22 protein-coding genes and 1 tRNA gene are annotated in these 25,138 nt (G+C 58.3%); 8 read left to right on the forward strand and 15 right to left on the reverse strand.

Features of this window, described 5'->3' with window-relative positions; genetic code table 11:
* Positions 1-405 precede the first annotated feature (405 nt).
* Entirely contained in the window at positions 406-1,020 is a 615-nt protein-coding gene (locus KIH77_RS05225) for a hypothetical protein (protein WP_219100047.1), read from the reverse strand.
* 1,157 nt (positions 1,021-2,177) lie between these two features.
* On the opposite strand from KIH77_RS05225, the gene KIH77_RS05230 reads away from it, so the two are divergent.
* Complete coding sequence (locus tag KIH77_RS05230) at positions 2,178-2,648, forward strand: hypothetical protein (RefSeq protein ID WP_219100048.1); 471 nt, start codon at positions 2,178-2,180, stop codon at positions 2,646-2,648.
* Positions 2,649-3,100: 452 nt separating this feature from the next.
* Here KIH77_RS05230 and KIH77_RS05235 read toward each other — a convergent pair whose 3' ends face one another.
* Complete coding sequence (locus KIH77_RS05235) at positions 3,101-4,219, reverse strand: AbiH family protein (protein WP_219100049.1); 1,119 nt, start codon at positions 4,217-4,219, stop codon at positions 3,101-3,103.
* Between the two features lie 31 nt (positions 4,220-4,250).
* Complete coding sequence (locus KIH77_RS05240; protein ID WP_219100050.1) at positions 4,251-4,718, reverse strand: hypothetical protein; 468 nt, start codon at positions 4,716-4,718, stop codon at positions 4,251-4,253.
* Between the two features lie 400 nt (positions 4,719-5,118).
* Here KIH77_RS05240 and KIH77_RS05245 point away from each other — a divergent pair, with 400 nt between their 5' ends.
* Positions 5,119-7,458: a Dam family site-specific DNA-(adenine-N6)-methyltransferase gene (locus KIH77_RS05245; RefSeq protein ID WP_219100051.1), complete on the forward strand. Its 2,340-nt coding sequence runs from the start codon at positions 5,119-5,121 to the stop codon at positions 7,456-7,458.
* 71 nt (positions 7,459-7,529) lie between these two features.
* Positions 7,530-9,233, forward strand: a complete 1,704-nt coding sequence (locus KIH77_RS05250) for an AlwI family type II restriction endonuclease (protein ID WP_219100052.1) — start codon at positions 7,530-7,532, stop codon at positions 9,231-9,233.
* 57 nt (positions 9,234-9,290) lie between these two features.
* On the opposite strand, the gene KIH77_RS05255 is transcribed toward KIH77_RS05250, so the two are convergent.
* From KIH77_RS05255 to KIH77_RS05275, 5 genes are all read right to left on the reverse strand, one after another.
* Positions 9,291-9,572 carry a hypothetical protein gene (locus KIH77_RS05255; protein ID WP_219100053.1) on the reverse strand — a complete coding sequence of 94 codons (282 nt, stop codon included), beginning with the start codon at positions 9,570-9,572 and terminating at the stop codon, positions 9,291-9,293.
* Positions 9,573-9,661: 89 nt separating this feature from the next.
* Positions 9,662-10,738 (reverse strand): GH25 family lysozyme, encoded by a 1,077-nt coding sequence (locus KIH77_RS05260; RefSeq protein ID WP_219100054.1) that lies wholly within the window; start codon positions 10,736-10,738, stop codon positions 9,662-9,664.
* A gap of 92 nt (positions 10,739-10,830) precedes the next feature.
* Positions 10,831-11,193, reverse strand: coding sequence for a hypothetical protein (locus KIH77_RS05265; protein ID WP_219100055.1), 363 nt, complete (start codon positions 11,191-11,193; stop codon positions 10,831-10,833).
* The gene (locus KIH77_RS05270; protein ID WP_219100056.1) at positions 11,190-12,434 is read right to left on the reverse strand and encodes a hypothetical protein; all 1,245 of its coding nucleotides are present in this window, start codon (positions 12,432-12,434) and stop codon (positions 11,190-11,192) included. Before KIH77_RS05270 ends, KIH77_RS05265 begins: the two co-directional genes overlap by 4 nt.
* 9 nt (positions 12,435-12,443) lie before the next feature.
* Positions 12,444-13,982, reverse strand: a complete 1,539-nt coding sequence (locus KIH77_RS05275; protein WP_236024489.1) for a phage tail spike protein — start codon at positions 13,980-13,982, stop codon at positions 12,444-12,446.
* A 159-nt stretch (positions 13,983-14,141) separates the two neighbouring features.
* On the opposite strand from KIH77_RS05275, the gene KIH77_RS10630 reads away from it, so the two are divergent.
* Entirely contained in the window at positions 14,142-14,342 is a 201-nt protein-coding gene (locus KIH77_RS10630; protein WP_372445367.1) for a helix-turn-helix domain-containing protein, read from the forward strand.
* A 92-nt stretch (positions 14,343-14,434) separates the two neighbouring features.
* On the opposite strand, the gene KIH77_RS05285 is transcribed toward KIH77_RS10630, so the two are convergent.
* The 7 genes from KIH77_RS05285 to KIH77_RS05315 all read right to left on the reverse strand — a co-directional run bounded on the left by KIH77_RS05285 (position 14,435) and on the right by KIH77_RS05315 (position 18,923).
* Positions 14,435-14,511 (reverse strand) — tRNA-Pro (locus KIH77_RS05285).
* A gap of 101 nt (positions 14,512-14,612) precedes the next feature.
* Complete coding sequence (locus KIH77_RS05290; RefSeq protein ID WP_219100059.1) at positions 14,613-14,825, reverse strand: glycine zipper domain-containing protein; 213 nt, start codon at positions 14,823-14,825, stop codon at positions 14,613-14,615.
* Between the two features lie 118 nt (positions 14,826-14,943).
* Positions 14,944-15,606, reverse strand: coding sequence for a PDDEXK family nuclease (locus KIH77_RS10430; protein WP_236024490.1), 663 nt, complete (start codon positions 15,604-15,606; stop codon positions 14,944-14,946).
* Between the two features lie 393 nt (positions 15,607-15,999).
* On the reverse strand, positions 16,000-16,314 hold the full coding sequence (locus KIH77_RS05300) for a hypothetical protein (RefSeq protein WP_219100060.1): 315 nt from the start codon (positions 16,312-16,314) through the stop codon (positions 16,000-16,002).
* A 445-nt stretch (positions 16,315-16,759) separates the two neighbouring features.
* On the reverse strand, positions 16,760-17,002 hold the full coding sequence (locus tag KIH77_RS05305; RefSeq protein ID WP_219100061.1) for a hypothetical protein: 243 nt from the start codon (positions 17,000-17,002) through the stop codon (positions 16,760-16,762).
* Between the two features lie 250 nt (positions 17,003-17,252).
* Positions 17,253-17,516, reverse strand: a complete 264-nt coding sequence (locus KIH77_RS05310; protein WP_219100062.1) for a hypothetical protein — start codon at positions 17,514-17,516, stop codon at positions 17,253-17,255.
* Positions 17,517-18,704: 1,188 nt separating this feature from the next.
* Positions 18,705-18,923, reverse strand: a complete 219-nt coding sequence (locus tag KIH77_RS05315; RefSeq protein WP_219100063.1) for a hypothetical protein — start codon at positions 18,921-18,923, stop codon at positions 18,705-18,707.
* 365 nt (positions 18,924-19,288) lie between these two features.
* Between KIH77_RS05315 and KIH77_RS05320 the strand changes: the two genes are divergently transcribed.
* From KIH77_RS05320 to KIH77_RS05335, 4 genes are all read left to right on the forward strand, one after another.
* Entirely contained in the window at positions 19,289-19,960 is a 672-nt protein-coding gene (locus tag KIH77_RS05320; protein WP_219100064.1) for an HXXEE domain-containing protein, read from the forward strand.
* A gap of 52 nt (positions 19,961-20,012) precedes the next feature.
* Positions 20,013-21,500: a xylulokinase gene (locus KIH77_RS05325; RefSeq protein ID WP_219100065.1), complete on the forward strand. Its 1,488-nt coding sequence runs from the start codon at positions 20,013-20,015 to the stop codon at positions 21,498-21,500.
* A gap of 89 nt (positions 21,501-21,589) precedes the next feature.
* Positions 21,590-23,044 carry a UTP--glucose-1-phosphate uridylyltransferase gene (locus tag KIH77_RS05330; RefSeq protein ID WP_219100066.1) on the forward strand — a complete coding sequence of 485 codons (1,455 nt, stop codon included), beginning with the start codon at positions 21,590-21,592 and terminating at the stop codon, positions 23,042-23,044.
* 137 nt (positions 23,045-23,181) lie between these two features.
* Positions 23,182-25,104, forward strand: coding sequence for a helix-turn-helix transcriptional regulator (locus KIH77_RS05335; RefSeq protein ID WP_219100067.1), 1,923 nt, complete (start codon positions 23,182-23,184; stop codon positions 25,102-25,104).
* The last annotated feature ends 34 nt before the right edge of the window (positions 25,105-25,138 follow it).

Below are 25,138 nucleotides of genomic sequence, written 5' to 3' on the forward strand. Positions count from 1 at the left end.
AGTCTGTTTAAATAATTCGGGGAGGGCGCGGCGCTATGACACTGGGGTGCGCCCAGAACCGGCCGGCAGGATACCCATACCCGCCCCGCGGTGCCGGGAACGCTATGATGAGAAAAAGAAGACGATCTCAGGGCTCTGCTAATAGGGACTTGGGTTGTCTTCTTTGCGTCACCACGTCGAGGTGCGGAACGACACCGAAGTCGCTCTAATGTAGGCTGCGCCTCGCACGGCTTGCCTTGCCCATTCGATGCTCTTGTTGCTCCTCAGCTCGTTGCACGCACGATGCGCCAGCTTGCGGTTCCTGAACCCGTACGAACTTCCGCCCTTCGGCACCGGCAGCGACTCGTCCACTTCGGCGCTCCAGTAATCTCGCGCGGGCAGCGTCTTGTCCACGGGCTTGCAGTGTCAGTTATATCTGACGAGCATCAATGTGAGTTGTCTTATGACCGACAGCGGATGGTCCAGGAAGGAATCGTCGAATCGGCTGTCCTCGGAAAGATTCATAAGAATGCCGTGCCGGTAGTTGGCGTCGTAGGGGTCGCGAGACCATCCTTGACCTTGGTCGTCAATCCATCCATGTCGTCGTGCGAACTCGTAGACCTGCGCCTCGCGAATCCCGGTCGCGCCAGCTTCATTCGCGAACCCCTGAACCTGCAACACGAAACCAGAACAATCGAGATGCAAGGTCAGGCCGTATTGCACTCCTTCGGTCTGCGAGACCGTCTTGACGATACTCCGCATGACGTTTCGCCTGGCACGGGTAGTACCGCTGACGACCTCGATCAGTCCTTGGTCGTCGCCCAGCGACTGATGTATCCCATCTTTCACGGCCTGCTCATTGCCGAATGGCATGGCCTGATCGGACGGTACCGGCTGCAGGAACATCATGCACGTCGATTGTTCCGTTTGAGTGGCGTACGCCGTCATCTCCGGCGGATCGTCCGGCATGCGATTCAGCCTGCTGAACGCCTGAGGAATAGCGACATCAACATCGCCGACAGTGACCATCTGCATATCCATATCCACTCCTACTGTCGTAGTAGTTGTCTGCATGCATGATAAACCAAAAGGGCTCTGGTACAGAGTCCAAGCACAGGCGAATCCTCCCATGTCTGCGATGAGACCTATCACGAACGCCGGAGCGGCGCTCTGCCGAAGCCGCCGTCGCTGAGCCGGCATGAAGGATTGCCGACAATGACATCGAACTGCATGTTCTTGAGGATCGTTAGTTACCCGGGGATGACTGATCGTGTTCCGATGGGGTCGTGTGTAGTGATGAGAAGGGAGGCGCTCGCTGCAAGAGTGGTGCATTCGGCTGGCGCGTCGGGTAGGGTCCCCTCATAAAGGGTGATCCGCACTGTGGTGGTGTCTTCGTCGACGGCCGCCCGCACGCCGTAGCACTGTGGGTTGCCCATGTAGAAGAACACACGTACCGAATGATCCGAGGCCACTTCGTATCGGCTCCATGCGGATGTGTGCTCGTTATGGAGGTCGGTGCGCTGCTGTATATCGTTCGTGGATTGTGTTGGTGGCTTCGCTGTGGGATTGTACCCGGCATTTGTGGTAGCGGAGCTGGGAGGGGATTCGCCCCCGCCAGCGGCGCAGCCTGTCATGGCAGTGACAGCCAGGACGGATGACACCAGCACTGCCAGAAGCCGGCGGAGACGGAGCCAAGTTCGAAGTCTCTTCATGTTGCTTCCTCTTGGGACGTAGCTTTTTGGTGCGATGGGGGCTGTGCTGGCGAGACCGGCTCGACGGGCGTATGCTGTGAGGCATTCGAGCCATATGGCTGAGGACGGTGGCCACTCACACCACAGTAAAAAATAAAGTTCCTATGACCTGTATTTGGAAGAGGACTGTGTAAACCATGCTTTCGTCGGTGTTGGCCCAGAAACAATCCTTCCCGTGTGGAAGGTGTGGATGAATTCGTACGTATAGCTTTCCAAGGTGCCGCTGCGGGCACACTGCTGCTTACCGGCACTGCGGGAGACGCAGTTTTTGTCCCGTGATGTTCGATGGCAGGTCTCGACCATCCGCGCATGAATCCACCAGAAACGCCTCACGTGCGACAAGCACGGGTACGCCATGCCCGGCGGGCTACGCCAGAAAAGCCGGCTGAAAACGACGAAAACGGCCCCGTTCTCCACAATGGGGGAGCAGGACCGTAGCATGGGTGTATGGATGAAGCGAAGCAGCGTCAGCGTGGCGAACTATTCTCATGGTGCTTGGTCGCGAACGTCGTGGACGAGCACGAGGTCGGCCAGGATCACCACATCGAGCACGGGACAAAGATCTTCAGTCCCGGCACGAAGGTGTACGTGTCATCGTGGTGGGACAACAGTGCGAAGGACGATGGTGGCGTGCTGTATGTCATCGGCAAGGCGCGCAAGCAATGGCGGCTCGTCGCCTCGTACATCGCCCGCGACCGGTTGACGAACTTCCGTGCCAAGCAGGTGTTCGACCCGAAGGCGTTGCGGCGTATGGCGCAGGACGAAGGCCAGTCCCGTCCCCGTCCGGCCCAGTTCTACCGATGGTGGGGCAAGGACGAGGAAGCCCGCAAACGAGTCGAGGAGCAGGCGGCCTACTACAATCAGGACATCTATTCGGTCAGGCAACGCGAGCGGCACCCTTCGACAAAAACCGTGTGAAGAAAGTGTGGGGCAGGCTTCGCGCCGGACAGACTCGGTTCGCACGGTCATTGGGCGACATGCCCGTGATTCGAGGCGTGTCGGGGTAGGGGTGTGTCCGGTTGTGTCCCGAATTGTGTCCGTATTTGTGTCCAAGAGGGCGTGAACACGGCGTGTCGCAGGAAACAAAAAAGCCCGGAATCGTTGAAATTCCGGGCTTTCTGGTCGGACCAGCGGGATTTGAACCCGCGACCCCTTGTTAGTTCGAGGGGTTGATTCGTTGGTCTTCGTGGTCTTCGTTAGTTGCGTTTCCGTTGCAATGACGCCGTTTTCGTGACATTCGCAGGATTCGTTGATTGCTGCCGATTTCGTTGCTCCCGGGGGTCATCGTGTCTAAATCGTGTCTGAGCCACAGACACGAAGATGAGCCATAGAAACTAAGCCAAGTTGGCGGATGACTGAGGAGCATCTGCCTAATACACACGCTTGATTGATAGTCGATTCTCCAGAATGAGCTTATGCAGGAGGTTCTTACCGTGATCCTTGTTGTCGAGCGTATCGCCGTACTTGTTAATCAGTTTTGTGACCTTAAGATACAAGTCGGATCCGTCATACCGTCCATCGGGACGGTACAGGAACATGAGCGCGGTCACTCCTCCATATAGATCCACATGGTCGAAGATGGATTGGAAGTACGAGTAGTCCGCCTCGGACAAGGAGTGCCCGAAGAACTTGATGCAATCCGGCGGCTCGCTATCAAACACATCGCTGAACGTATCATAGTTAGACGTGGACTGCAGAGTGCGGAACGTCTTGGTGAAAGGGATCACGTCCTCGTTGTTAATGAGTTCACGTTGCCCTTGCACCCCCTGATTCAGGGCATCGATACCGATGATGATGTCGCCTTGGGCCAAGGACCCATGAATGAATCGCACGGAATCAAGACCGGGGAAATAACCCTCATCCCGCCTTTGAAACGGTGACGTGTAATTGAAGGTCAGAATGGTGTTGTGTTGCTTCTCTAGGACACTCTTACCGCTGATTGCCGGCATCCCGGCAATGCTCTCATACAAGTCGTCGGAGGAAACCGTGTACTGCCACGGGTCATCGTTTTCGGATTGGCCGACGATCTTCTTCAAATACGTGTACAACGAATGCTCGAAGAGAGTCAGTTCACGGCGCATGAAACTCAGATAAACCGTATCCTTATGGTTGATTGACGATTGAAGAAAACCAACCGTGTGGATTTCATCAATCATCGAGGCCATGCGTCTGGCGATATAGGATCCGAGCAGGTTGCTGGTATCCAAGACGTTGGGGTTGTCTAGCCCATTCCTCACCCGAGCTATCGACTCATACCCTGTAACCTGTTCCCGAATGGCCTGCTCTACATTCGCCCACTCGCTATGGTTATGCAGCTTGCGGTCAAACAGCACCATGTCCCAAGCATTATCCATCAATTCCATGGACGGGTTGTCACCATACTTGTCTTTAAAATAGTCTGCATACCCGGTTCTCAACCCCTGCGCAAGGTCGAAGCCGTTACCCAGTACGATGAGCTGATGCTTATACTTTTCTAAAGTTGTTTTCATGTGCTCACTTTCTTGATCGCCTTATCCTGGTTTATGCATTTTCGATCTTGCATCGGAAAGCGTCTTGGGCATCCAAGCTCCGTAATTCAGAACGTACAAGATTAGCGACGCGCATAAGTTGGAACAAGTACGAGATGATTGCCGGCTTGATGCCGAATCCTAGATCTTCTTGGAACTGCTTAAACTTCTTACGTTCTGGCAGCTCAGATTTAACGGATTTGCCGTAAATCCAAGATTCCGCAATTTGCCAAGCCTCGGCAGATCGGACATTAGAACCATCAGCATCCCACCGATATACAGTCATCAATTGAGGACGGTAATTATGCACGTAGTCAAGCCACTTTTCTACCCGTTGTACGAGTCGGTCTGCATCATCGCGGAACTCAGGAGAGACCAGAAACTGTATCTGGCGTGCCACCCGTGGAAGAAAGACCTCGCTGCTGCTCAGGAGGAATGGGCGTAGTCCCGTGATGGTGGCAAGTAGCTGCTGATTCGTCATGTTTGGATACTTAATAGTGATAGTCGGCGTAACAGTAATAGTCGACCGTAGTCCGCTGTACCCATCTCCCTTCAACGATATATATGCCGGTAGGCCGTCTTCTGGAGCTCCGCTTGCGCCAGATTGATAGATGGGGCCCGTCAGAGAGTCATCTGCCCGTTCAAGGAAGGCGCGAAGCTCTTCAGCACGATCTTGGTCAGACAGTGAGGCGCTACTAACTCGCGGTAAGACCATGTGTCAATCCTCCTCCTCATCAAGCTATTCGAATAATATAGAACATATGTTCGATGTTTGCAATTCTTCGGCGTTCAACTTATTGAGGATCTGTCCAGCAGGAATGTCACTATTCCTAATAGACATTACGTACAATGAGATCCATAAGACAACGATGGAGGGACGAATGACCAGTCTACTTGAAGAGGCAAGCATCCAGTTCTTCAACGAGGCCAAGGGCTTGTTTGACATGATGCCTCTGTTTGGCATCGAGCCGCAGGATCTTCTAGTGCAGCTCGGGACCCCGAGCGCTTCCCTCTCCCGGTTGCGCGACACTCCGGAATGGCAGCGTGTTTGCACTCTGCTGATCAGGAGAGGAACGGATGAGCCGACTTGGTGGCGCACGCCGTTGGGCAACTATGCTGCTCGAAACGTTCCTATTGAAGCCAAGACAATTACCAAGGCTGAGGCGGCGAAGATTCTTGGCGTTTCCAATGCGACTGTGGCGACGCTCGTCCGCCGCGGAACGCTGCGATCCGACGAGGGGAAGCCGTACCTTTCCGACACGCTCGAACGCATGCTTGAGCCGAAGAAGGCTGGTCGTCCCCGCAAAAGCAAGACCCCACTGACTCAAAAAGACGACGTGTCTAAGGAAGCCTCGAACCGTGTGAAGCCTATCCTCAAGTGGGCCGGCGGCAAGTCACAGATGCTTGACGTGCTGCTGCCCAAGGTGCCGGAACATTACGGCAAGTACATAGAGCCGTTCTTCGGAGGCGGAGCCTTGTTCTTCGCGCTTCAGCCCAAGGATGCCGTGATCGCGGACAGCAACCCTGAACTGGTGAACCTGTACACGCAGGTCAGGGATAACGTCGAGGACGTGATCTCCAGCCTTGCCGGGTACAAGAACGAGAAAGAGCAGTTCCTTGAGGTCCGCGCGCTGGACTGGACGGCCCTTCCCCCGGTCGAGGCCGCCGCCCGCACCTTGTACTTGAACAAGACATGCTTCAATGGCCTATACCGAGTCAACCGCAAGGGACAATTCAACACGCCCTTCGCCAACTACAAGAATCCCACCATCTGCGATGCCGACGGTCTTCGTCATGCCTCCCATGCGCTCGCCAACGCGACGATTGTGTGTGGCGACTATGCAACGGTGCTTGCCGAGTATGCCGAGCCGGGCGACTTCGTGTTCCTCGACCCTCCGTATATTCCGGTATCCGAGTATTCGGATTTCAAGCGATATACGAAAAAACAGTTCGGCATTGAGGACCATTCACGGCTGGCGATCGAGTTCACGCGCCTGCATGCGATGGGTTGTCATTTGCTGCTGACCAACTCGAATCATCCGTTGGTGCATGAGCTGTATGGACAGTATGAGATTCAGGTCATTCCGACGAAACGTTCCGTCGCATGCCGTGCAAGCAGCCGCACCGGAGAGGATACGCTGGTCATCGCGGAGCCGGAGCCTAGGGCTCTTGTCGCGGTATCTTCCAATCCTCGTGGACTGTCGAAGCAGGTCGGTTTGTATCCCTCGACCCGGTTCATGGGTTCCAAGCAGAAGCTGCTGACTGAGCTGTGGGACGTGGCGTCCCGGTTCGAGTTCAATTCGGTGGTTGACTTGTTCTCCGGCTCGGGCATCGTCAGCTACATGTTCAAAGCACAGGGCAAGCAGGTTATCAGCAATGACTACATGGCCATGAGCGCGACCTTCACCAAGGCGATGGTCGAGAACCAAACCGTTACCCTGCCGCTCGATGTTGCATGGGGGCTCCTTGAGGACTGCCAGACGGATGGCTTCGTGTCCTCCACTTTTAAAGACCTGTACTACACGGACGAGGAGAACCACCTGATCGACGTGCTTCGTACTCGTATCAAGGCCATTGACGACCCATACCAGCGGGCCATCGCGATGACCGCCCTGATTCGAGCATGCACGAAGAAGCGACCTCGCGGCATCTTCACCTACACTGGCCATCGGTATGATGACGGCCGTAAGGATCTCAAGAAGTCTCTGTCCGAACAGTTCTTGGACGCTGTCGAAGCGGTGAATAACGCCGTCTTCGACAACCACCAGCGGAACGAATCCATTCGAGGTGACGCACTCCAGCTCTCGGTGGATCATCCCGATCTCGTGTATATGGATCCGCCCTACTACTCGCCGTTGTCAGACAACGAGTATGTACGCCGATACCATTTCGTCGAAGGTCTGGCCTGTGACTGGCAAGGCGTCGAGATGCAGGAGCACACCAAGACCAAGAAATTCAAGTCATATCCGACCCCCTTCTCGTCCCGTACCGGTGCCGCCGACGCGTTCGACCGGCTGATCTGTCGTTTCAAGGACAGCATTCTGATCATCTCCTACTCGTCCAACAGTCAGCCAACCAAGGAGGAAATGCTGGAAATCCTCGGTCGTTACAAGAAGAACGTCGAGGTCGTGCCGGTTGACTACCGGTACTCGATCGGCACCCAGCACAAGGGCGACGCCAACCGCAACAAGGTCGAGGAGTACTTCTTCCTTGGCTGGTAGCGAAAAGACACAGGCGGGGAGAATTGCGCTATTAAACGGCATGATCCCCTCCCCGCCTGTAAGCTGGGGTCATGGGCAAGCAAATATCAATCTGGAACATCGGCAACACGGGACTGCGTAACCCACTGCGCATCTGGGAAGGGCTCCAGCTGTTCGCCGAATCCCCGTTCAATGGCAATCTGCGAGGCGACAATGAAGACCGCTTCCAGACACTGCTCAACAACGCCGGACTCGTCCACTCAACGGGTAAAGCCGAAGACACCAGCAGCTATGCCAGAAAATGGCGTCTCATGTTCGGCCGGTTCGGCTTCATCTATCCCCAAGTCAAAAAGAAGGAGGGTAAACAGGAGGATCTAGGACCAATGGACCAAGTGACGCCATTCGGCGAGATCTTCCTCAACGCCAAAACCTATCCAGCACAACAGGAGTGCTTCCTGCGCTCGCTTAGCCTGGAACAATTCGAGGTTCCCGGCGATCTTGGATTCTTCTCGCCACTGCGTTGGATACTGGCTGTGATGCTCGAACTGGAGAAACGAACCGGCACCAGTGAAATCAGCCGTATCGAGTTCTCCCTCTGGGGACACACCACCGACCCCAGCTACGACATCAACGACGTTGTCGAGCACATCATCGATCTCCGCAACCGGCGCAGACAAGCATCCGCCAAGAAGAGGTTCGATGCCGCGGAGATCAAGAAACGCGGTGAGGACTACGACAAAAAGAGCGACAATTTCACTGACTACAGCGACATGAACATGCGCTATCTACGTATCAGCGGAGTCGTGCAACGAAAAGGCCGCGGTCTCATCATCGTTCCCGCCAAACACCTGCTCGCGGAAAAACTCGCCAAGACCACGGCGAGCCGCCGTCCCATTATGGACGTGTACCGGGAACTCTGCAGGGGCGCCGCGTTGCCCACAGATGATCTCAACACTGCAAAGGCTCTGTTGTCCAATACGGAAGCACAGCTGAAGAATAACAATATCCTTTACGATCTGAGCGGCCGTTCTCTGAAGACCGTCGCTGAAATCAACAACGTGCGCCTGGAGCTGGAACAGCTTTGGCAGCAAACCGACGAGATCAAGTATGCGAAAGATCAGCCGGCACAATGGCGGGAGATCGCCGACTACATGACATTGCTTATCAAAGGCGGCGGCAAGAAGATCGACGCCACAGACGAGGACAACGGCATCGAAGTTCCCAAGGATGAAACTCCGGTCTACCTTGAATGGACGCTATGGCGCGCTGCACTCGCGCTCGGGAACCTGACCAACCATCCCAGCGATGTTCGAGGATTCCGTCTTGATTCCGATTTCCTTCCCGTTTCTACGGCAGGCGGCGGCCAAGGTGATTTGTACTGGGAGTACGGTGACTTCACCATCCTGACCGAAGTCACCATGTCCACATCTTCCAGACAGGAAGCGATGGAAGGCGAACCGGTCCGTCGTCATGTATCCGACGCGGTGCTGAAGTACGGTGAGAGTAACAAACCTGTGTATGGCCTGTTCGTTGCGGTGAGGATTGACACCAACACAGCCGAAACCTTCCGACACGGCGTATGGTATGCCAAAGGCGATGTTAAGCAGCGGCTCAACATCCTTCCGCTGCCGCTTGAACAGTTCCAGACATATTTCATCTCCCTGTTCCAATCTAAGGAATCGGCAAAGCATGAGAAAGTGAGGGAACTGATCGAAACCTGCGAAGCTCAGCGTGACTCCATGGAAGCCCCTGAATGGAAGGAATACATCAAGCAAGTAGCCTCTGCTGGTGTATGACAATAAGTGTCGGGCAATGAGGCAATGAGATAGCACATTGCCCAACACTCATTCCTTCTAGGACAGTACGTCCTTGCTGAGCTTGCCGCTGAACGCTTGGTTCACGAGCGTGTAGACGGCTTGTGCGACGCCGATGACGCCGGTGAGGACGATGCCCCACCCGTAGCCGTGGAACCCATTGGTGGCGGCGATGGCGACTACGCCGAGCAGAACGCTCACGCCGAGGCTGGTCAGGCCCACGTAGTCGGCGGGGATGTACTTCTTGAACGCCTGTACGAGTGCGGGTGCGACGAGGGCGACGATGCCGGCGGCGAGGGTGGTTGCTGCGGAAATATCCATGAGTGTTCTCCTCAGGTTTGGTTGGTCGTAGGTATGGGAATTGCGGCCTCCGGCATGGTGCCGAAGGCCGCAAACGGACGGCGGCATGCTCAGTAGCGCAGCTGCTGTCCGGGATAGATGAGGTTCGGGTTCCTCAGGTTGTTGAGCTGGGCGACGCGCTGCCAGCCGGATGCGCCGAAGATGCCGCTCAGTGTCTCGCCGCTCTTCACGACGTGGATCCGCGTGCCGGTCGCACCTGTGCTCACGGTCGGCGTGCTGTTACCTCGGTAGACTACGGTCTGGCCGGGCCAGATGCGGTTGATGTTGCCGGAGGGCACGCTCCACGCGGTCACAGGCCATAGTCCGGTGCGCGCGGCGATTCCACTGATTGTGTCGCCGGAACGCACCACCACGCTGTAGCCGGCACCCGCGCTCGGCTTGTTCGGCTGAGGTGCGGGCTGCGGCTGGGGCTGCGGTGCCGGCGTGGGCGTGACGGTGGTGTTGCCGGGGTTGGCGTACTTGTTCCACTGCGTGGTGTTGCCGCGGAAGTAGTTGAGGTCCAGCGGGCCCGCGTATCCGTTGATGCGTCCGTTGCTGGTGTACTGGCGCATTGCCTCGCCGTATTTGCCGTAGTTCCATGGGCGCGCCTGGTATCCGGTCGCCGCGTTGTTGGCGTACTGCGCCACCCACAGGCCGCATCGGCTGCGCACGTCGCTCGGGATCTGATGCAGGTAGGCGGCGCTCGTGTAGACGAGCGGCCACACTCCGGTCCTCGCGTGCACCCTGTTGACGAACACACGGATCCAACTGGAGTTGCCCCATGCCGCGTTCTGATAGGACTCCCAATCGAGTACGAGAATCACGCGCCCCAAGTACGGGCGGACGGTGTTCACGAAGTAGTCGGCCTCGGCGGTCGCGTTGCCTCCGCCGGCGTAGTGGTAGAAGCCGAGGCTCTTGCCTCGCTGCTGGACGCACTGGGCCTGGCGGGTCATGTACCCGTTGGTGAAGCCGGTGCCCTGCGTGGCTTTGACGATGGCGAAGTCGTAGTCGGCGGTGCAGGTGACGGTCGGAGACTGCCAGCCGGATACGTCGATGCCTCGCATGTCGGCCATCGCGCTGGGCGTGACGGTGAACATGGCGAGCAGCAATGCCATGGTCGCGAGTAGTCGGTGTCTGATCTTGGACATGCCTTTGTCCCTCTCTTATGAGGAAAGCCCCATTGCGATTGGCGTCGCATGGGGCTTTCCGGGTTTGACTGATCGGTCTGTTCTGTTGTTCTTCAGTTATGCGGATGGTGCTGGTAGTTCCAGTCGTCGGTGTCGAGCCGGTGCCGGTAGTCGTCTTCGAGTTGCTGGCAGCGCACGTGGCCGGGTCCGTTGCCGCCGCGCTCGGTGTAGGCTTTGCCTGCGTCGAGCTGGTGTTCGTGCTGCATGCGGCTTGTGGTCGGCAGAAACAGGCTCTGCCGGTAGATCTCCAGCTCCAATCGGCGGATGGTCGGCGAGTCGGCTATGGCCTGTTCGAGGTTCCTGCGCTGGTCGATGCGGCGTAGCAGCCATGAGACGATCGAGGTTATGGCGCCGCTGCCGATGACCGCGCAGGCGATGAGAATCAGCGGATGCGTGGTGGTGAGGTTCATGGTCATCCTGTTGCATGGACGATATAGGTGCCGATTGGGATAGTCGCTTCTTCTCTTGCGGTCCAGATGATTTCGGTGTCGCCGGCTGCCACCGCGGCGCGTGTGGCGCTGATTCGGATCTCCTTCTGGTAGTCGGCAGCTGCGATGGGTATGTACGCGATGCTGCAAATGTGGTGTTCGTTTGCGGACAGCGCGGGCACGTTCCCCTCCACCGTGATTGAGAATGTTTCTCCTGCGGGGATCGTGTAGTTGCTGCGCATCTGTGCGAGTCCGAGTTCGAGTGCGGTGTTCTTGGTGTCGGCGGCCATCATATTGACCGCTTTTCGGGAGATGCTTCCACACAGTACGAAGTATGTGCGGAATCCCGTCGTCCATAGGATTTTCAATGGGCCGTTCGCGTCCGTGGTCGAGAGCGTACCATCTTCGCTGACGGTAAGTCCATTACCCGGCTTCACGATGCCGGCCTTATCGGCCGTCGCTATGCCGCCCGAGTCACCGGGGTCGCCCTTGTCCCCCTTCTCTCCCTGCTTGCCGCGTGGCAGTCCCAGCTCGATGACGGTGTCGCCGTTCGCATCCGTACTGGTGTTCACGGTCGGCGTCGCCGTATCCAGCGAGGTGGCGGTCACGCTGCTGATCTTGCTGCCTCGCGGGATGCCGAGATTGAGCTTGCGTTTCAGCCCGGTGCCGGTCAATGCGCCCGTGGCCTTCTTCGCCGGGGTGAGCGTGGAGACGGTGCCGATGTCAATGCTCGCGTCGGCGATCATCTGCTTGGCCTCGTCGATGGTGTCATGCAGATCCTTCAACGGATCCGCGATCTCCGGGGCCTTCGGGTTCACTCGCGCGGGCTCGATGATGACGGGTATGTTCCGGCTGGAGACGATGCCGCCGTCAGCGTCCTCGATGTCGATGCCGACCACGGTGCGCTCGCCGGCGTTCTGCAGCAGGGCGCGGGGCACGGGCGTGGTGAAGCTGACCTGGTACACGCCGGTGGGGTTGTCGGTGCCGGCGGTTTTGGTCATGTCGATGAATCCGCCGCCGCTGTTCGGGTCGGTGGGGTCTCGGTTCCATGTCAGTCGTGCGGACAGTCCGTTGAGGTCGTTCACGTCGTTGCCGCCGTCGGTGATGTTGAATTTGAGGATGCGTCCGTCCATGTCTCCGGCGTTGAGCCGTACGGGTGGCGCGTAGTCGTTGGCGAGGTCGAGCGTGGCCTCGATGGTGCGGTACTTCTCGATTTCAAAGCGTGCCACGATGGTTCCTTACTCGGTGGTTTCCTGTTTGACGAACGTGCCGTCCGTGAATGTCCATGTGCCTGTCTTGTCGGTGAGGGTGATGGCGTCGCCGAGGGTGATGGCGGTTGCGTCGAAGTGGAGGGTGACGCCGCCGCTGGTCGATTGGCGGATGGCCTGGGCGTGGTTGGCGGCGATGATGGCCGCGTCGTCCCACGTCTTGGCCTTGGTGGTCACGGTCGCCGTGGTCTCGTCCCATGCGGGTTGCTTCGCGGCGAGGGTCGTGCCGGTCTTGTCCCATTCTGTTGATTTCGCGTCGAGCGTGTCGGCCGTGGTGTTCCATCGGCCGCTGTTGTCCACGACGGTCTGGGCGACCTGATCCCATTTCGAGGCGTTCTGCGTGACTTGTTGGCTGGTGCTCTGCCATGTGGCGGTGCCGGCGATCACCCGGTCGAGGCGTTGCTCGGCCGTGCGGCTGCTTGCGGTGAACCGTTCGATGATGTTGCCGATGGTGATGACCGACAGCTTGGGGTCGAGCAGATCCTCCTCCAGTTGGAGCACGCGGCCCGACAGGCGCAGGTCCGGGGTGAAGGTGGTGTCCACGAGCAGCACGCGGTCGCCAAGGGCGACGTTCGCGGTATCCATGCCGGCTCGGGTGAAGGTGAGCACGTCGGCCTCATAGCTGACAGTGGGCGTGCTGCGCCGTTTCAGTTCGGCCTTGGTCTCGGCTAGCAGCTGGGCCTTGTCCTCGCAGTCGCCGTTCTCGTAGATGCCTTCGGCGGGATGGATGGCCGTGGTGGTGACTTCGGTGATGCCCACGTCGTCCACGTAGATCACCGTCGTGGGGTTCTCGATCCACAGGCGTACGGCGCTGCACAGCTTGTGGGTGGTGAACCGACGTGTGGTTTTCGTCCATTGGCCGGTGTTCTTCACGGGGTCGAGGGTGATGTTGGAGGTCGGGTATATGTTCACGTTCTGCGACACCTTCAACGTGAGCGTCGAACCGGCCGGGCCGTAGGTCCACAAGGTGAGCTGGTGTTCCTTGCCGCCTTTCACGGTGATGAGGTCGCAGGTCGCGGATGTGGCGCACGTGCTGGTGTCGGTGCCCATCCTGAGCATGACCTTGCCCTCGTGCGGGGCGACTGCACCGTCTTTCTTCACGAGTGCGTCGAGGAACGCGGCGGTCGGGCTGAATAGCCATCCGTCGCCGTACTGTTTCTCGAATCCGCCGCCTTTGACGAGGTTCTTGCCCATGGTGCTCACGTCCGGGCCGGGCAGCCCCCAAAGCGCGGTGGCTTCAGGGTCTTCGACGTAGGGCTTGCCATTGTTGATGTCCGCGAAGTCGATGCGACGCCCATAGCCGCCGGTCTCGTTGCCGTCCTCGTCGGTGGTGGGCAGTCCCTTGCCGTATCCGTAGAGTCTGGTTTTGACGCCGGTGGCGTCCACGGTTCTTGTGATGCCTTTGAGGTCGTGCCCGTACTCGAACCGGCGCGGCGCCGTATTGGTCTGGTCATCTTGCGCTTTGACGAGGCTGATGGCCCGGTCGGGGTGTGTCATGTTTTGTGCCAAGGAGCGCTTCATTTGCGGGGAAGGCTCGACACGCGTCTTCGACCCATCATCCAACGTCATTTGCGTCGAGGTGAGCCACCGGTCATTTATCCATGCTCGTGCCATACCGACCTCTATGCGTCCTGAAGTGGCTGGTTGGCCCGCATAGCCGGAGGCATGATGCTAAAAGATAACAGCCCGGAGAATCTGCTTACCCCGTCGCAGGTGGCGAGAATCCTTGGCGTACCGGTAAGCACATTGTCCCGATGGAGAAGTGAAAGAAGAGAGCTGCCGTATGTCAAAATCGGCCGGGTCGTAAGATATCGGCCACACGACTTGGCGGAATGGCTGGAGACCAAGGTCGTTTCTCCACGACCGTAGGAAGGACTTCCGCTATTCATGTACCCGATAGGTACCCGATTGAAAAAACAGCGGAACTCCAACACTGAAAAAACGTTGAAATTCCGCCCTTTTGGTCGGACCAGCGGGATTTGAACCCGCGACCCCTTGACCCCCAGTCAAGTGCGCTACCAAGCTGCGCTATGGTCCGATGTCGCTTGCGCAACGAGTAGATAATATACCCGTCGATGCCGCCGCTGTCAAAACAATGCATCATACGGCGTGTCTCATTGGGAATAATGGGATGTGAAATCAGGCGTCGTGACTGTCCCCATCATCATCGTGGGGCTTGTTTCGGGAATCGTAGACAACGCCCAGGCAGACGCCAAGCGTCACGCCGACCGGAAGCCATACGGCGATATTATCGGTGGACATGCCGACGGCGACGCCAAACAATATGCCCAGGCAGATGCCGAATGGCAGCCTTGTATGCGGGCCGTCGTCTCGTTCGTTGCGTTTCGTCATCCGTGCCTCCCTATCGTTTTCGGAACTTCCTTACGAAGATACATCGAAACGCCGTGACCTGAAACTGACCATCATGAGCAAACAGCGACCGCGCTTCTATCCGAAGCGGTCATGTGTGTCATTGGGCGGATCCTCGGGCCGCACGCCGCACATCCAAGAGAAACGATCGCAGGCGCTTCTCCCGCCTGCGGTTGTCGCAGAACCGGCATTCCCAATATGACAGCACGATCCATCCTTCGTCGGTCAGCCGTTGACGATCCTCCTGCATCTTCTTCCATTGGCCGGCATGTTCATCCTGCCATATGCGCAATGCCTCGGGAGGGAATGCCTTTCTTTTGCATGCCGAACGGTCATGCCACAGGCATGGGTCGACGAACACCATGATCCGGTATTTCGGCAGCATGATGTCCGGTGGCCCCGGATAGCGCATGTCGTATTTGCGGAACCGGAATCCGTTCCTGAACAGGTGCGATCTCAGGCGGGACAGCAATGGTTCCATATATGAGGATTTCTCAATGGTCACGGTGTTCTGGGACCCGGCGACCTGTTGCGCGTAAAGCGCACCCAGATCCTGCTCGTCCGAACTGTATTTGAAGGATATTCCGACGTCCGGAACGACGATGCTCACGATTGCCCGCACGGCATTCTTCGCATCCTCGCGGGATTCGGACATGCCGCGGGCGTCCAGTTCAGGAATCGTATACATCCATTCGCCGCTGATGTTTTCAATGAACGCCGTGACTCCTTTGAGTTCGGTCGGTTCGGGAGCGGCCTTTGCCATGGGCCTTCGTTTCCGAATCTCCCGACTGCTTCCATTCCCTTTCGACGTCAGATGATACCCGTGGCACTGCGAGCACAGATAATAACGACGCTCCTCCTTGAAACGGGCGGATCCACGGCGTGCACGACGCGTCGAGGCCAACGCGATCTTGTGGCGTCCAGTTCGGTGCGGTAGCGGATCTTGCCGCATGATCGGGTTGTCTCCTGACGGTCCATATGCGTCCGTAGCTGCTGTCGCATTTGGAATCTGCGGACCTTTTGCTTCGGTGTTTTCAGTCCCATGGCATCTCCCGTCGACAGCGACTACGGATATCCCCGATTGTCTCACGGCTGACATGCGCACTCAAAGACCGCCTTAAAAAAGCGGATCAGCGCAGCGTGTAGTCGTGAACGTCTAGCTCTGCCACAAATCGAACTCCCGATAACAGTCGCGGATTGATTTCGTTCTTCCGTCGAAGATTTTCTCATCGGCGAGTTTCTCCAGCGAATCGTATTTGTCGCTGACCGGTACGAGGGACAGGTCCTTCTTGAACGGGAGGAAATCACAAACGAACCATGTGAAATCGTCGCCGCCCTGGAAACTGGTCACGAAATACTCCCGGCCCTTGTAATCGAAATACATTTCAATGTTCGCTTCGCACAGCTCCTTGAACAGATTCCAATCATCGGTGCGGTACGGGTAGGGCGACTCCTCATTGATGTCTGCCATGAGAAAAGCTCCCTCTTCTCCTCGAGAATCCGATTGACGCCATCATATGCCACACGTTATGTGGCGTTCAATTCACGTGGATTCCTCTTGACATGTCACAACCTCCCATGTCTAGTGTTTCCTCGGTTCGGCGGCGGGCATCAGTAGTCCCGTCCCGAGCCGTTCCGCTTTGCCGGTCCTCTTGCCGACGGCCCTGTTGTCCTTCGCGTGACTCTTCCACTCACGCGAATGGCGAATCGCGTCCTAGTTATCCGATTTGCCGGTCCACGTTCCATCCGGTGTCGCCGGCGCCAGAGTCCATAAGACACAGGTGCTTCGGCATACGGTGCCAAGGTGGATTGCATCCAAACATGTGATGGTCTTTTTTGACTTGGTTGTCGGAACTCGTTCGGGGCATAAAAAACCACCCCGTGTAAAGTGGCTGCAACAATTCGAGTTCAGACGGCTAACGAATCAGTTGCCGGTACTGCTCCTTGTCCTCGTCGTCCACGAGGTCCAGTGCCTGCAGCAGCAGTTCACGCGGAGCATGGTTCTCCGCCGCTGCCCACAGCAGATCCAGAAGGGCCTCATACGGTTCACCGGCTCTGATGCAGGCTTCTGCACTATCCTGCTGCTTCTCGGTCATGGTGGGGTAGGCAAGGGGGCGCAAGCTCGCGCACATGTTTTCGTATTCGGGCTGCATGTTCATATCAGGTGCTCACCCCTCTCTTGTCCTCGAGATCAGGGAAGACTGTATTAACCCGCATCTACTCTTCCTCCGGTTCATCCTAACGCTGATCAGGACGCATTCCTTCGCATTCCCCGTCCGGCGAGACAATGATTTCCATATCGCTTATTCTTCCGTCTCAGCCGTCGGATGGGGGTTTCTCCCGTCCTACGGGCATACGAAAGCTATCATGAAGTTCATGGCGGCTTGGTTGAGGGGGAAATGGATGGGGCTAGTTCTCCCGGTATTTCTCCAGCAGGTCAAGATAGCGGTGAATTGGCGTGTAGTCGGGGTTCTTGGCCAGCTCATACACCTCGTCGGGGAATTGGCTGAATAGCTCGGGAAACTCGTATGCTAACGACAGGGCATCGGCAATGGCGTATTCAGGCTCTCCCGCATTCAACGCGTCACGAGCCCCCTCCTCGATATCATCATCATGGTTTTCGATGATTTCAAGGCATTGCCGGGCAAGCGCCATCAACTCTTTCAGTGTCATGTCTCGCTCTTTCTTTTCCACGCTTGTCATTAACGGACTTAGCCTCGATCTTATCGTGCTAGGTGTTCTTGGTCACACCGCCACCTCCGACTGGGAATGCGTCAATAACGTATAGGCTATCGGATCTATACGCCTTGACTTCAACCATTAACGGTCTTGCCGAATCGGTGCAGAACTCGCTCGTTTTTCGTCGGTATGGTCCCAGTCGGGGTCCGTCATGACATGGCTGATGGTCTGGACGATGTCGTTCCCGGTCCAGTCCTTGGGGCACTCGGTCTTGCCCGGTACCCCTGGTTCCGTGCAGATGACCGCCGCGTTTGCCGTTGCCCTCGCCGTGGAGGATGTGGTTGATGTGCTCACGCCTTCGCGGCAGTGATGACGAGACGTGTATCGGACCGCGGAAAAAAGACCGGCGGCGACACCGACGAGAACGTCATCACTCAGCCAGAACCACCTCTTTCCCGGCGAACTCAGCGGCGTCTATGACCTGTCCGTGGAATGATCGAAGGCGTGACGGCCGACCGCTCGCGTATGGGAGCATATGTCGACAATCATGCTCCTAACGCCATAGTCCCAGGCAAAACACACTTCCCGTTTCTTGGGATGAGAAGAAAATCAAGTATGCGGTTAAGGAAACCGTTGTGGCGCCTGGCCTTGTAGTTCATGGCGGGACGCAACGGGAAACCTGTATATAAAAAACGAGGTCATCCGCGCGTGACTCCAGAAAACACGTAAGACGCACGGAAGATTCCAAATCTGTACATCGCATCCGGTCGTCTCGCGGCAAGGAGAGGGGGAATATGGCACAGATTCTCAATGCGAAGCGGTCTACCGAGAGCTGAGGCGGTATTGCGATGGGCTTTCCGAGATAAGGGAACTTGATTATGGGCTTGAACGGGGGAGCAGTACTACGCGTTGAGTTGGCTGATCTCGGCAATACTCGAGAATCATCTGTCAGTGCCTCACGAACTTCTTCTTGACGCGTATACCCTCTTGCAGGACGAGGACAAGGAGGAGTACAAGCCAATGTTCGACAAGGAACTGCACCTTACGTCGTGAACTTGATTCGGCTTGCGCCGAAGTAGACCATAACCATTTTCATGTCTTTCATGTCTTTGACTACCCGTGCGGGTGGCCGATAACAGAAAAGCCACCCGAAAGCGGTTTGAAAAACAAATGGACCGGCTGTCAGTCCCGGTTGGCGAGCGGATACTCCTCGCGTGGCCTGCCATAGAAGACGCACCAGTTCAGCCAGTCACGCAATTCCTGGTCACTGACGTACGGGCCGTCCTCGCCCATGATGAAGAAGGCCGCGTGAAAAACGCTCGCATACGTCTCCAGAAGATGGACGAGTGACATGCTTTTGCTTTCTTCGCAGAATTTCTTGAAGAGCGGGTCGTCATCCATTGAGCGCCTCCTGTATCATCTTGTCCGACAGTCTAGCTGATTGTGGAAACCATTTTTGGATGTGTACCCATGCCTGTGGGTTGAATCCTCGGCGCCAGCATCTCGGCCCACGCCTTCGTCGCCTCCGCCTCCCGGATCGCGGGGATGGAGAAGACCATGCAGGAATCAGCTGGTCGGCCGCAGTGGATCATTCGCGATGCGTCCTCGACATCCGTTTCCGGACGCGAGGCCGGCTAACCCGTCATTTTCCGCATTTGTATCGAATGACAGAAACGATGTCGGAACCGTAACGTATTGCCAACCGCAGCCGCGGGTCGGTTCCCGGCGGCTGCCAGCCCATGCCAATCGGTCAAGGAGGAGCAATCGTGTCCGTCATCAACAGGCTGCTGTCGCTATGGCTCAGCATATGGCTGTACGGCATGGCCGTGGCCGGCACCGTACTCGTCATCGTATTGGCCACGGGATGGAACGGGTTCGGCTGGGAACACCGACTGGGCCTGATGGGCGTGATCGCCCTCACCATGCACATGTGGGAGGAGGAGCGCATACCCGGCGGATTCGCATACATGATGAACACGATGCAGGGATCCGACATGCCGGACCGGTATCCGATGAGCGACCTCGTCGCAATGCTGGTGGACTGCTGCGGCGTGACGGTGATGCTGTTCATCCTGTTCCTCGGCCACGGCGCTGACTGGGCCGCCATAGCCATCGCATGCATCGGAATCACGGAAGCGGCCATCCACACCGTCGCCGGATTCGCCCTACGCCGCAAGTACGCGGCACAGGGCAAACGCACCATCTACGACCCCGGCCTCATCACGGCACTATTCGCATTCCTCCCCACCTCCATCGCCACATTCACATACGCCGCCCGCTCCTCAACCACCACGGATTGGATCATCGGCATCCTCACAGCCATCGCAATCCTGAGCATCAACGTCAAAGGCCTCGAAACCCTGCTCAAAGACCGCAACACCCCATACCCCATACCCGAACAGCACGTTAAAGGCTACTTCGCCAAATACACGCGATAACACACAGCATCCGGGCACAAGACAGCACACGCACACGGCTACCATGGACAACATGAGCGACGACACCAACAACGACACACAATACGCGGCGGTATTCGACGCAGGAACAACAGCCCTCAAAGGAGCAATCGTCACCTCAGACGGCCACATCATCGCAAGCCACAGCGAACAACTCGACCTCATCACCAACAACGACCAACACGAACAAAACCCCAACCAATGGTGGCAGGCATTTCGCACAACATCACAACACATACTCCATCAAACGCAACACCACGAACCCGACTTCAACCCCCGAACAATAGCCGGCATCATCCTCAGCGGACAAATGCAGGACCTCATCACACTCGACGACAACCTCAACCCGGTACGCAACGCGATCCTCTACTCCGACGGACGAGCCGACAAACAAGCCACGGCGCTCGCCGACGCATACCCGGGCGGAAAGGAACGCTTCCTCAACACGGTCGGCAACCCGCTCGAAGGCGGACTGCCACTGCCGAAACTCATGTGGCTACACGACAACGACCCCAGCGTCTTCGCACGGGTCCGCCATGTGCTCATCAGCTCCAAGGACTATCTCATCGCCCAACTCACCGGGGGAGCGCTCATCGGCGACGTCGCCGCCTGCACCACCGCCGGTGCAATGAACATCCACAGCAGACAATGGGACACGGAAATCTGCGAGGCGGCGGGAATCGACCCCATTCTGCTGCCGCGGCTGCACAACCCGCAGGACGTCGTCGGTACCGTAAGCGCGACGGCACACCAGCTCACCGGCTTCGCCATCGGCACACCAGTCCACGCCGGCATCGGCGACGCCGGGGCGACCACACTCGCCAGCGGAGTCGGCAAACCCGGCGAATACAACATCAACCTCGGCACATCCGGATGGATAGCCACCATATCGGACGAACCGTTCACCAACAGGCCAGGCGCCGCGAACCTCGCATTCGGCGCAGCCCCCGGATACGTCAACGCCGTACCGTTCCTCAACGCCGGCGACGTGCACCGATGGGCCACCCACATATTCGCCGACGGCGACTATCCGACGGCACACAACCTCATCGAACATTCCCAACCCGGCGCGAACGGCATACTCTGCCTGCCATACCTTGTAGGGGAGCGGTTCCCTGTCATGAACCCCACGATACGCGGCGCCTACATCGGCATCTCACCGGACACGACCAAAGGCGATCTGCTACGGGCCGCACTCGAAGGCGTCGCATACTCGATCCGGCAAGGCATGGAAAGCTTCGACACCAAACCGCGGACAATCTCCCTGATTGGCGGCGGCGGACAAGAACCCGCATGGTGCCAGATCATGGCCGACGTGCTCGACCACCCGGTCGAGGTGTTCACCAACGCCGAAATCCTGCCCGCAGTCGCTCTCGCCTCACTCGTGTTCAAACGGCCGGACCTCATCCACACGGTCTGCGACAGCACCATATACACGCCGCATACGGCCGCGACACAGGTATACGATGTCGGCTACCGCCGTTTCGCCGAGCTTTATCCCACGCTCTCCGCCCTGCATTGAGCCACGGAAATCACGGCCCAGTGTTTTCTCCCCGAAACTTGCCCAAAAGCATTAGGGAGGGACAAGTCGTCATCCTATACAATGTGGTGATGTGTCCAAAGAAAGGGAAACCTGTGTCCAACGATCCGTTTGAACTGTCCGCGGCGAAGATGCGCGAGCATGGCATGAGTGAAATCGCGATCTCGCAATTCGAGCGCCTGTACCGCACCTGGCAGCATGACGACCACTCCGAGTGGATCCGCGAGGACGACGTCGAGCCGCTCACCGACATCCCCGCAGTCCGTGACCTCCACCACACCATCGACCATGAAAAGGCCCTCGAGGCGTTCAGGAAGACCGCGTTCCTCAAGCTTAACGGCGGCCTCGGCACGTCGATGGGGCTTGCTGGGCCCAAGTCGCTGCTGCCCGTGCGTCGTCACAAGGCCAAGCGCATGCGCTTTCTCGACATCATCCTCGGGCAGGTCGTCACGGCCCGCACCCGTGAGGACGTCAAGCTGCCGCTGACGCTCATGAATTCCTTCCGCACCTCGAAGGAGTCCATGTCGGTGCTGCGTCGCAACCGGCGGTTCCATCAGACGGACATTCCCACGGAGATCATCCAGCACGTGGAACCCAAGATCGACATCGCCACCGGCGGACCGGTCAGCTTCCCCGAGGACCCGAACCTCGAATGGTGCCCGCCCGGGCATGGTGACGTGTTCGCCACGCTGTGGGAATCCGGCCTGCTCGACCAGCTGCTCGACAACGGCATCGAATACCTGTTCATCTCCAACTCCGACAACCTGGGCGCACGTCCCTCGACCACGCTTGCCGGTGCCTTCGCCCAGTCCGGCGCCCCGTTCATGGTGGAGGTCGCGCATAAGACCGCGGCCGACCGCAAGGGCGGCCACATCGTCCGCGACCGTAGGACCGGACGTCTTTCGTTGCGTGAGATGAGCCAGGTGCATCCGGATGACAAGGCCGCGGCCACTGACATCGCCAAGTACCCGTATTTCAACACCAACAACATCTGGGTGCGCGTGCGCGACCTGCGCGACAAGCTGGCGCAGACCGGGGGAGTGCTTGACCTGCCCGTGATCCGTAACCGCAAGACCGTCGATCCCACGGATTCGTCGACGACCAAGGTGCTGCAGCTGGAGACGGCCATGGGCGCCGCCATCTCGCTGTTCGACGGCGCCGCGTGCATCGAGGTGGACCGTCCGAGGTTCCTTCCGGTGAAGACCACGAACGACCTGTTCATCATGCGCTCCGACCGGTTCCATCTGACGGACACCTACGAGATGGAGGACGGCAACTACATCTTCCCGGTGGTCGATCTCGACCCGCGCTACTACAAGAACATCGCCGACTTCGACGAGCGTTTCCCCTACGGCGTCCCCTCGCTGGCGGCGGCGAACTCCTTCACCGTCAAGGGCGACTGGACGTTCGGCCAGAATGTGAAATGCTTCGCCGACGCGATCCTCGAGGACAAGGACACGCCGTCGTATGTGCCGAACGGTGAATTCATCGGACCTCAGGGTGTCGAACCTGACGATTGGTTGTGATGCTTATGGGCGAGAAATCGCCCATAAGGATAATTTTTCGTAAATTGAGTGGTTTTACGGAGAATTACCCGTAAAATGTCAAGAGGCGTTGCGAACGCCAACAATCAAATAACTACGTTAACGAGACGTGAGGACAGATGGCTGAGGGATCTTCAAACGGAAGGCGCCGTTTTTCCGACAAGTGGGGAAAGCATGAACTTGATGTACTCGCCGTGCTTTCATCGGCGTTCCCCCAATGGCTCACCTCCCGTCAGATCGCGCAGCGTGTGAAGGCGTATGCCGATTCGTATGGAGAACTGGCCGATCAGGCGGCGAAGGCCGCGTTCGCCAAGCAGTTCCAGCGCGACCGCGCCAAGCTGGCCGCCATGGGCATCGCCATCGAATCGCGCCAACCCGAGTATTCGTCCAAATCGGAGGGACAGGATTTCGCATCCTACCGTCTGCAGCTGGGTGATGAGCCGCGCATCCGCATGCGTTTCCAGCAGGCGGACCTGCCGGTGCTCGCCGCCGCCAACTATCTGGCGCAGTCGATCGCGCTTTCATCCGCCTCGCAGCGTCTGGAATCCCGGGAGGCCACCAAGGTGTCCCGCACGGCCCCCCGTGTCCCGCAGATGCCGGTGCCCGGTCTTGGATTGGATTCCATCGCGCCCGGATTGGGCACGCAGACGATTCCCGACACGCTGGTCAAGGTCATCGATTCCCGTCGTTTCGCCGCCACCGTTGATGTGGACGGCGAGCATATCAACGTGGCCTACACGGACTCCGACGACCTGGCCATGTTCGTGCTCGAACATCCCGGCTCGTCGATCATCAGCCCGCAGGAGGCCGTCGACGCCTTCAGCCGCAGGCTCCACGCCGCCACGCAGTTCGGCTCAGCCGACCGTCCCGAAGAGGCGTTCAAGGCCCATGAGGACCTTTCCACCCCAGCCGACCATCATTCCGACGTGGAGGACGCCAAAGGCAAGTCCAAGGGACGCAAGGCTCTGAGCGCATCCTTCCAGACCGGCTCCGAAGTGGACCGCCGTCTTCGTCTCATGCTGTTCCTTTCCGCGCATATCGGCGAGGAGTTCCCCATGGCCGATCTGGCGGAGCGGTTCATCGGCCATGCCGAGACCGAGGACGAGCTGAAGAAGTCCGTCGCCGTCATCCGCAAGGACATCGGCACGCTCACCACCGTTTCCGACGACGGCGAGATGGCCGGCAGCCAGTTCTTCGACATCGACTGGTCGCTGTTGGAGGCCGAAGGCATCATCAGCGCCACGAATTCGCTGGGCTTGGAGCGTCTCGCAGGCATCTCGCCGCAGTACCTGAGCCTGCTCACCGCATCGGTGAGCTATCTGGCCCATTCGCCCCTGCTGCCCGCGCAGTCGCGCAGGCAGGCTCGTTCCCTGTGCGCCAGGCTGCGCGAACACACCGAGCCGGGGGAGACCCCATGGCTCAGCCTCACCGGGTACGAGCTCGAACCGCCGAGCTTCCAGGCCGTGGACAGCGCCATCCACGCAAAGTCCCTGCTCGACATCGAATACACCGACGGAGCGGGGCGGACCCGCGAGAAGATCGTGGCTCCGGCGAAGATCTTCGTCGATGAGGGCGTGTACTACGCCGCCATCTGGAACGGCGCCGAAACGACGAAGACGGATAAAGGGAACCACAGCGACTGGCAGGTCCTGCGTCTGGCCCGCATCGGGCGTGCGGAGATCGTCAAATCCGACACCCCCGTCGAGATTCCCGACGTTCCCGTGTCCCAGCTGCGTCAGTGGAGCCTGGACAACGGCACCGAATCATCGTTCGTCACCGACAAGCCGGGACTGCCGTTCATCGACTCCCTGCCGGACGCGCGCGTGGAGCCGTGCGGCACCGGCGAACTGGTGCATCTGACCGTGTCGTCCGATTCGTGGTTCGTGGCGTTCTGCATCGCGCATGCTCGTCATATCGTCGCCGTGTCCCCGGGAACGCTGCGTTCCATGATCATGGCCAGGGCGCAACGCGAGCTCAGCTTGGAGAGCAAAGCCTCGGCGCGGGCCAATGCCGCGCAGCCCGCAGGCGTGCTCGTGCCGTAACGGCCGACCATCGCTTCGATTTCGTTTGGAAGGA

The sequence above is a fragment of the Bifidobacterium pluvialisilvae genome, assembly GCF_019331695.1.
Classification (GTDB): Bacteria; Actinomycetota; Actinomycetes; order Actinomycetales; family Bifidobacteriaceae; genus Galliscardovia; species Galliscardovia pluvialisilvae.

What these genes read in the sequence shown, in the direction of transcription:
- KIH77_RS05225 (WP_219100047.1), bottom strand. Translation starts at nt 1,020, where the DNA reads ATGGATATGCAGATGGTCACTGTCGGCGATGTTGATGTCGCTATTCCT.
- KIH77_RS05230 (WP_219100048.1), top strand. Translation starts at nt 2,178, where the DNA reads ATGGATGAAGCGAAGCAGCGTCAGCGTGGCGAACTATTCTCATGGTGC.
- KIH77_RS05235 (WP_219100049.1), bottom strand. Translation starts at nt 4,219, where the DNA reads ATGAAAACAACTTTAGAAAAGTATAAGCATCAGCTCATCGTACTGGGT.
- KIH77_RS05240 (WP_219100050.1), bottom strand. Translation starts at nt 4,718, where the DNA reads ATGACGAATCAGCAGCTACTTGCCACCATCACGGGACTACGCCCATTC.
- KIH77_RS05245 (WP_219100051.1), top strand. Translation starts at nt 5,119, where the DNA reads ATGACCAGTCTACTTGAAGAGGCAAGCATCCAGTTCTTCAACGAGGCC.
- KIH77_RS05250 (WP_219100052.1), top strand. Translation starts at nt 7,530, where the DNA reads ATGGGCAAGCAAATATCAATCTGGAACATCGGCAACACGGGACTGCGT.
- KIH77_RS05255 (WP_219100053.1), bottom strand. Translation starts at nt 9,572, where the DNA reads ATGGATATTTCCGCAGCAACCACCCTCGCCGCCGGCATCGTCGCCCTC.
- KIH77_RS05260 (WP_219100054.1), bottom strand. Translation starts at nt 10,738, where the DNA reads ATGTCCAAGATCAGACACCGACTACTCGCGACCATGGCATTGCTGCTC.
- KIH77_RS05265 (WP_219100055.1), bottom strand. Translation starts at nt 11,193, where the DNA reads ATGACCATGAACCTCACCACCACGCATCCGCTGATTCTCATCGCCTGC.
- KIH77_RS10630 (WP_372445367.1), top strand. Translation starts at nt 14,142, where the DNA reads ATGCTAAAAGATAACAGCCCGGAGAATCTGCTTACCCCGTCGCAGGTG.
- KIH77_RS05290 (WP_219100059.1), bottom strand. Translation starts at nt 14,825, where the DNA reads ATGACGAAACGCAACGAACGAGACGACGGCCCGCATACAAGGCTGCCA.
- KIH77_RS10430 (WP_236024490.1), bottom strand. Translation starts at nt 15,606, where the DNA reads ATGGCAAAGGCCGCTCCCGAACCGACCGAACTCAAAGGAGTCACGGCG.
- KIH77_RS05300 (WP_219100060.1), bottom strand. Translation starts at nt 16,314, where the DNA reads ATGGCAGACATCAATGAGGAGTCGCCCTACCCGTACCGCACCGATGAT.
- KIH77_RS05305 (WP_219100061.1), bottom strand. Translation starts at nt 17,002, where the DNA reads ATGAACATGCAGCCCGAATACGAAAACATGTGCGCGAGCTTGCGCCCC.
- KIH77_RS05310 (WP_219100062.1), bottom strand. Translation starts at nt 17,516, where the DNA reads ATGACACTGAAAGAGTTGATGGCGCTTGCCCGGCAATGCCTTGAAATC.
- KIH77_RS05315 (WP_219100063.1), bottom strand. Translation starts at nt 18,923, where the DNA reads ATGGATGACGACCCGCTCTTCAAGAAATTCTGCGAAGAAAGCAAAAGC.
- KIH77_RS05325 (WP_219100065.1), top strand. Translation starts at nt 20,013, where the DNA reads ATGAGCGACGACACCAACAACGACACACAATACGCGGCGGTATTCGAC.
- KIH77_RS05330 (WP_219100066.1), top strand. Translation starts at nt 21,590, where the DNA reads ATGTGTCCAAAGAAAGGGAAACCTGTGTCCAACGATCCGTTTGAACTG.
- KIH77_RS05335 (WP_219100067.1), top strand. Translation starts at nt 23,182, where the DNA reads ATGGCTGAGGGATCTTCAAACGGAAGGCGCCGTTTTTCCGACAAGTGG.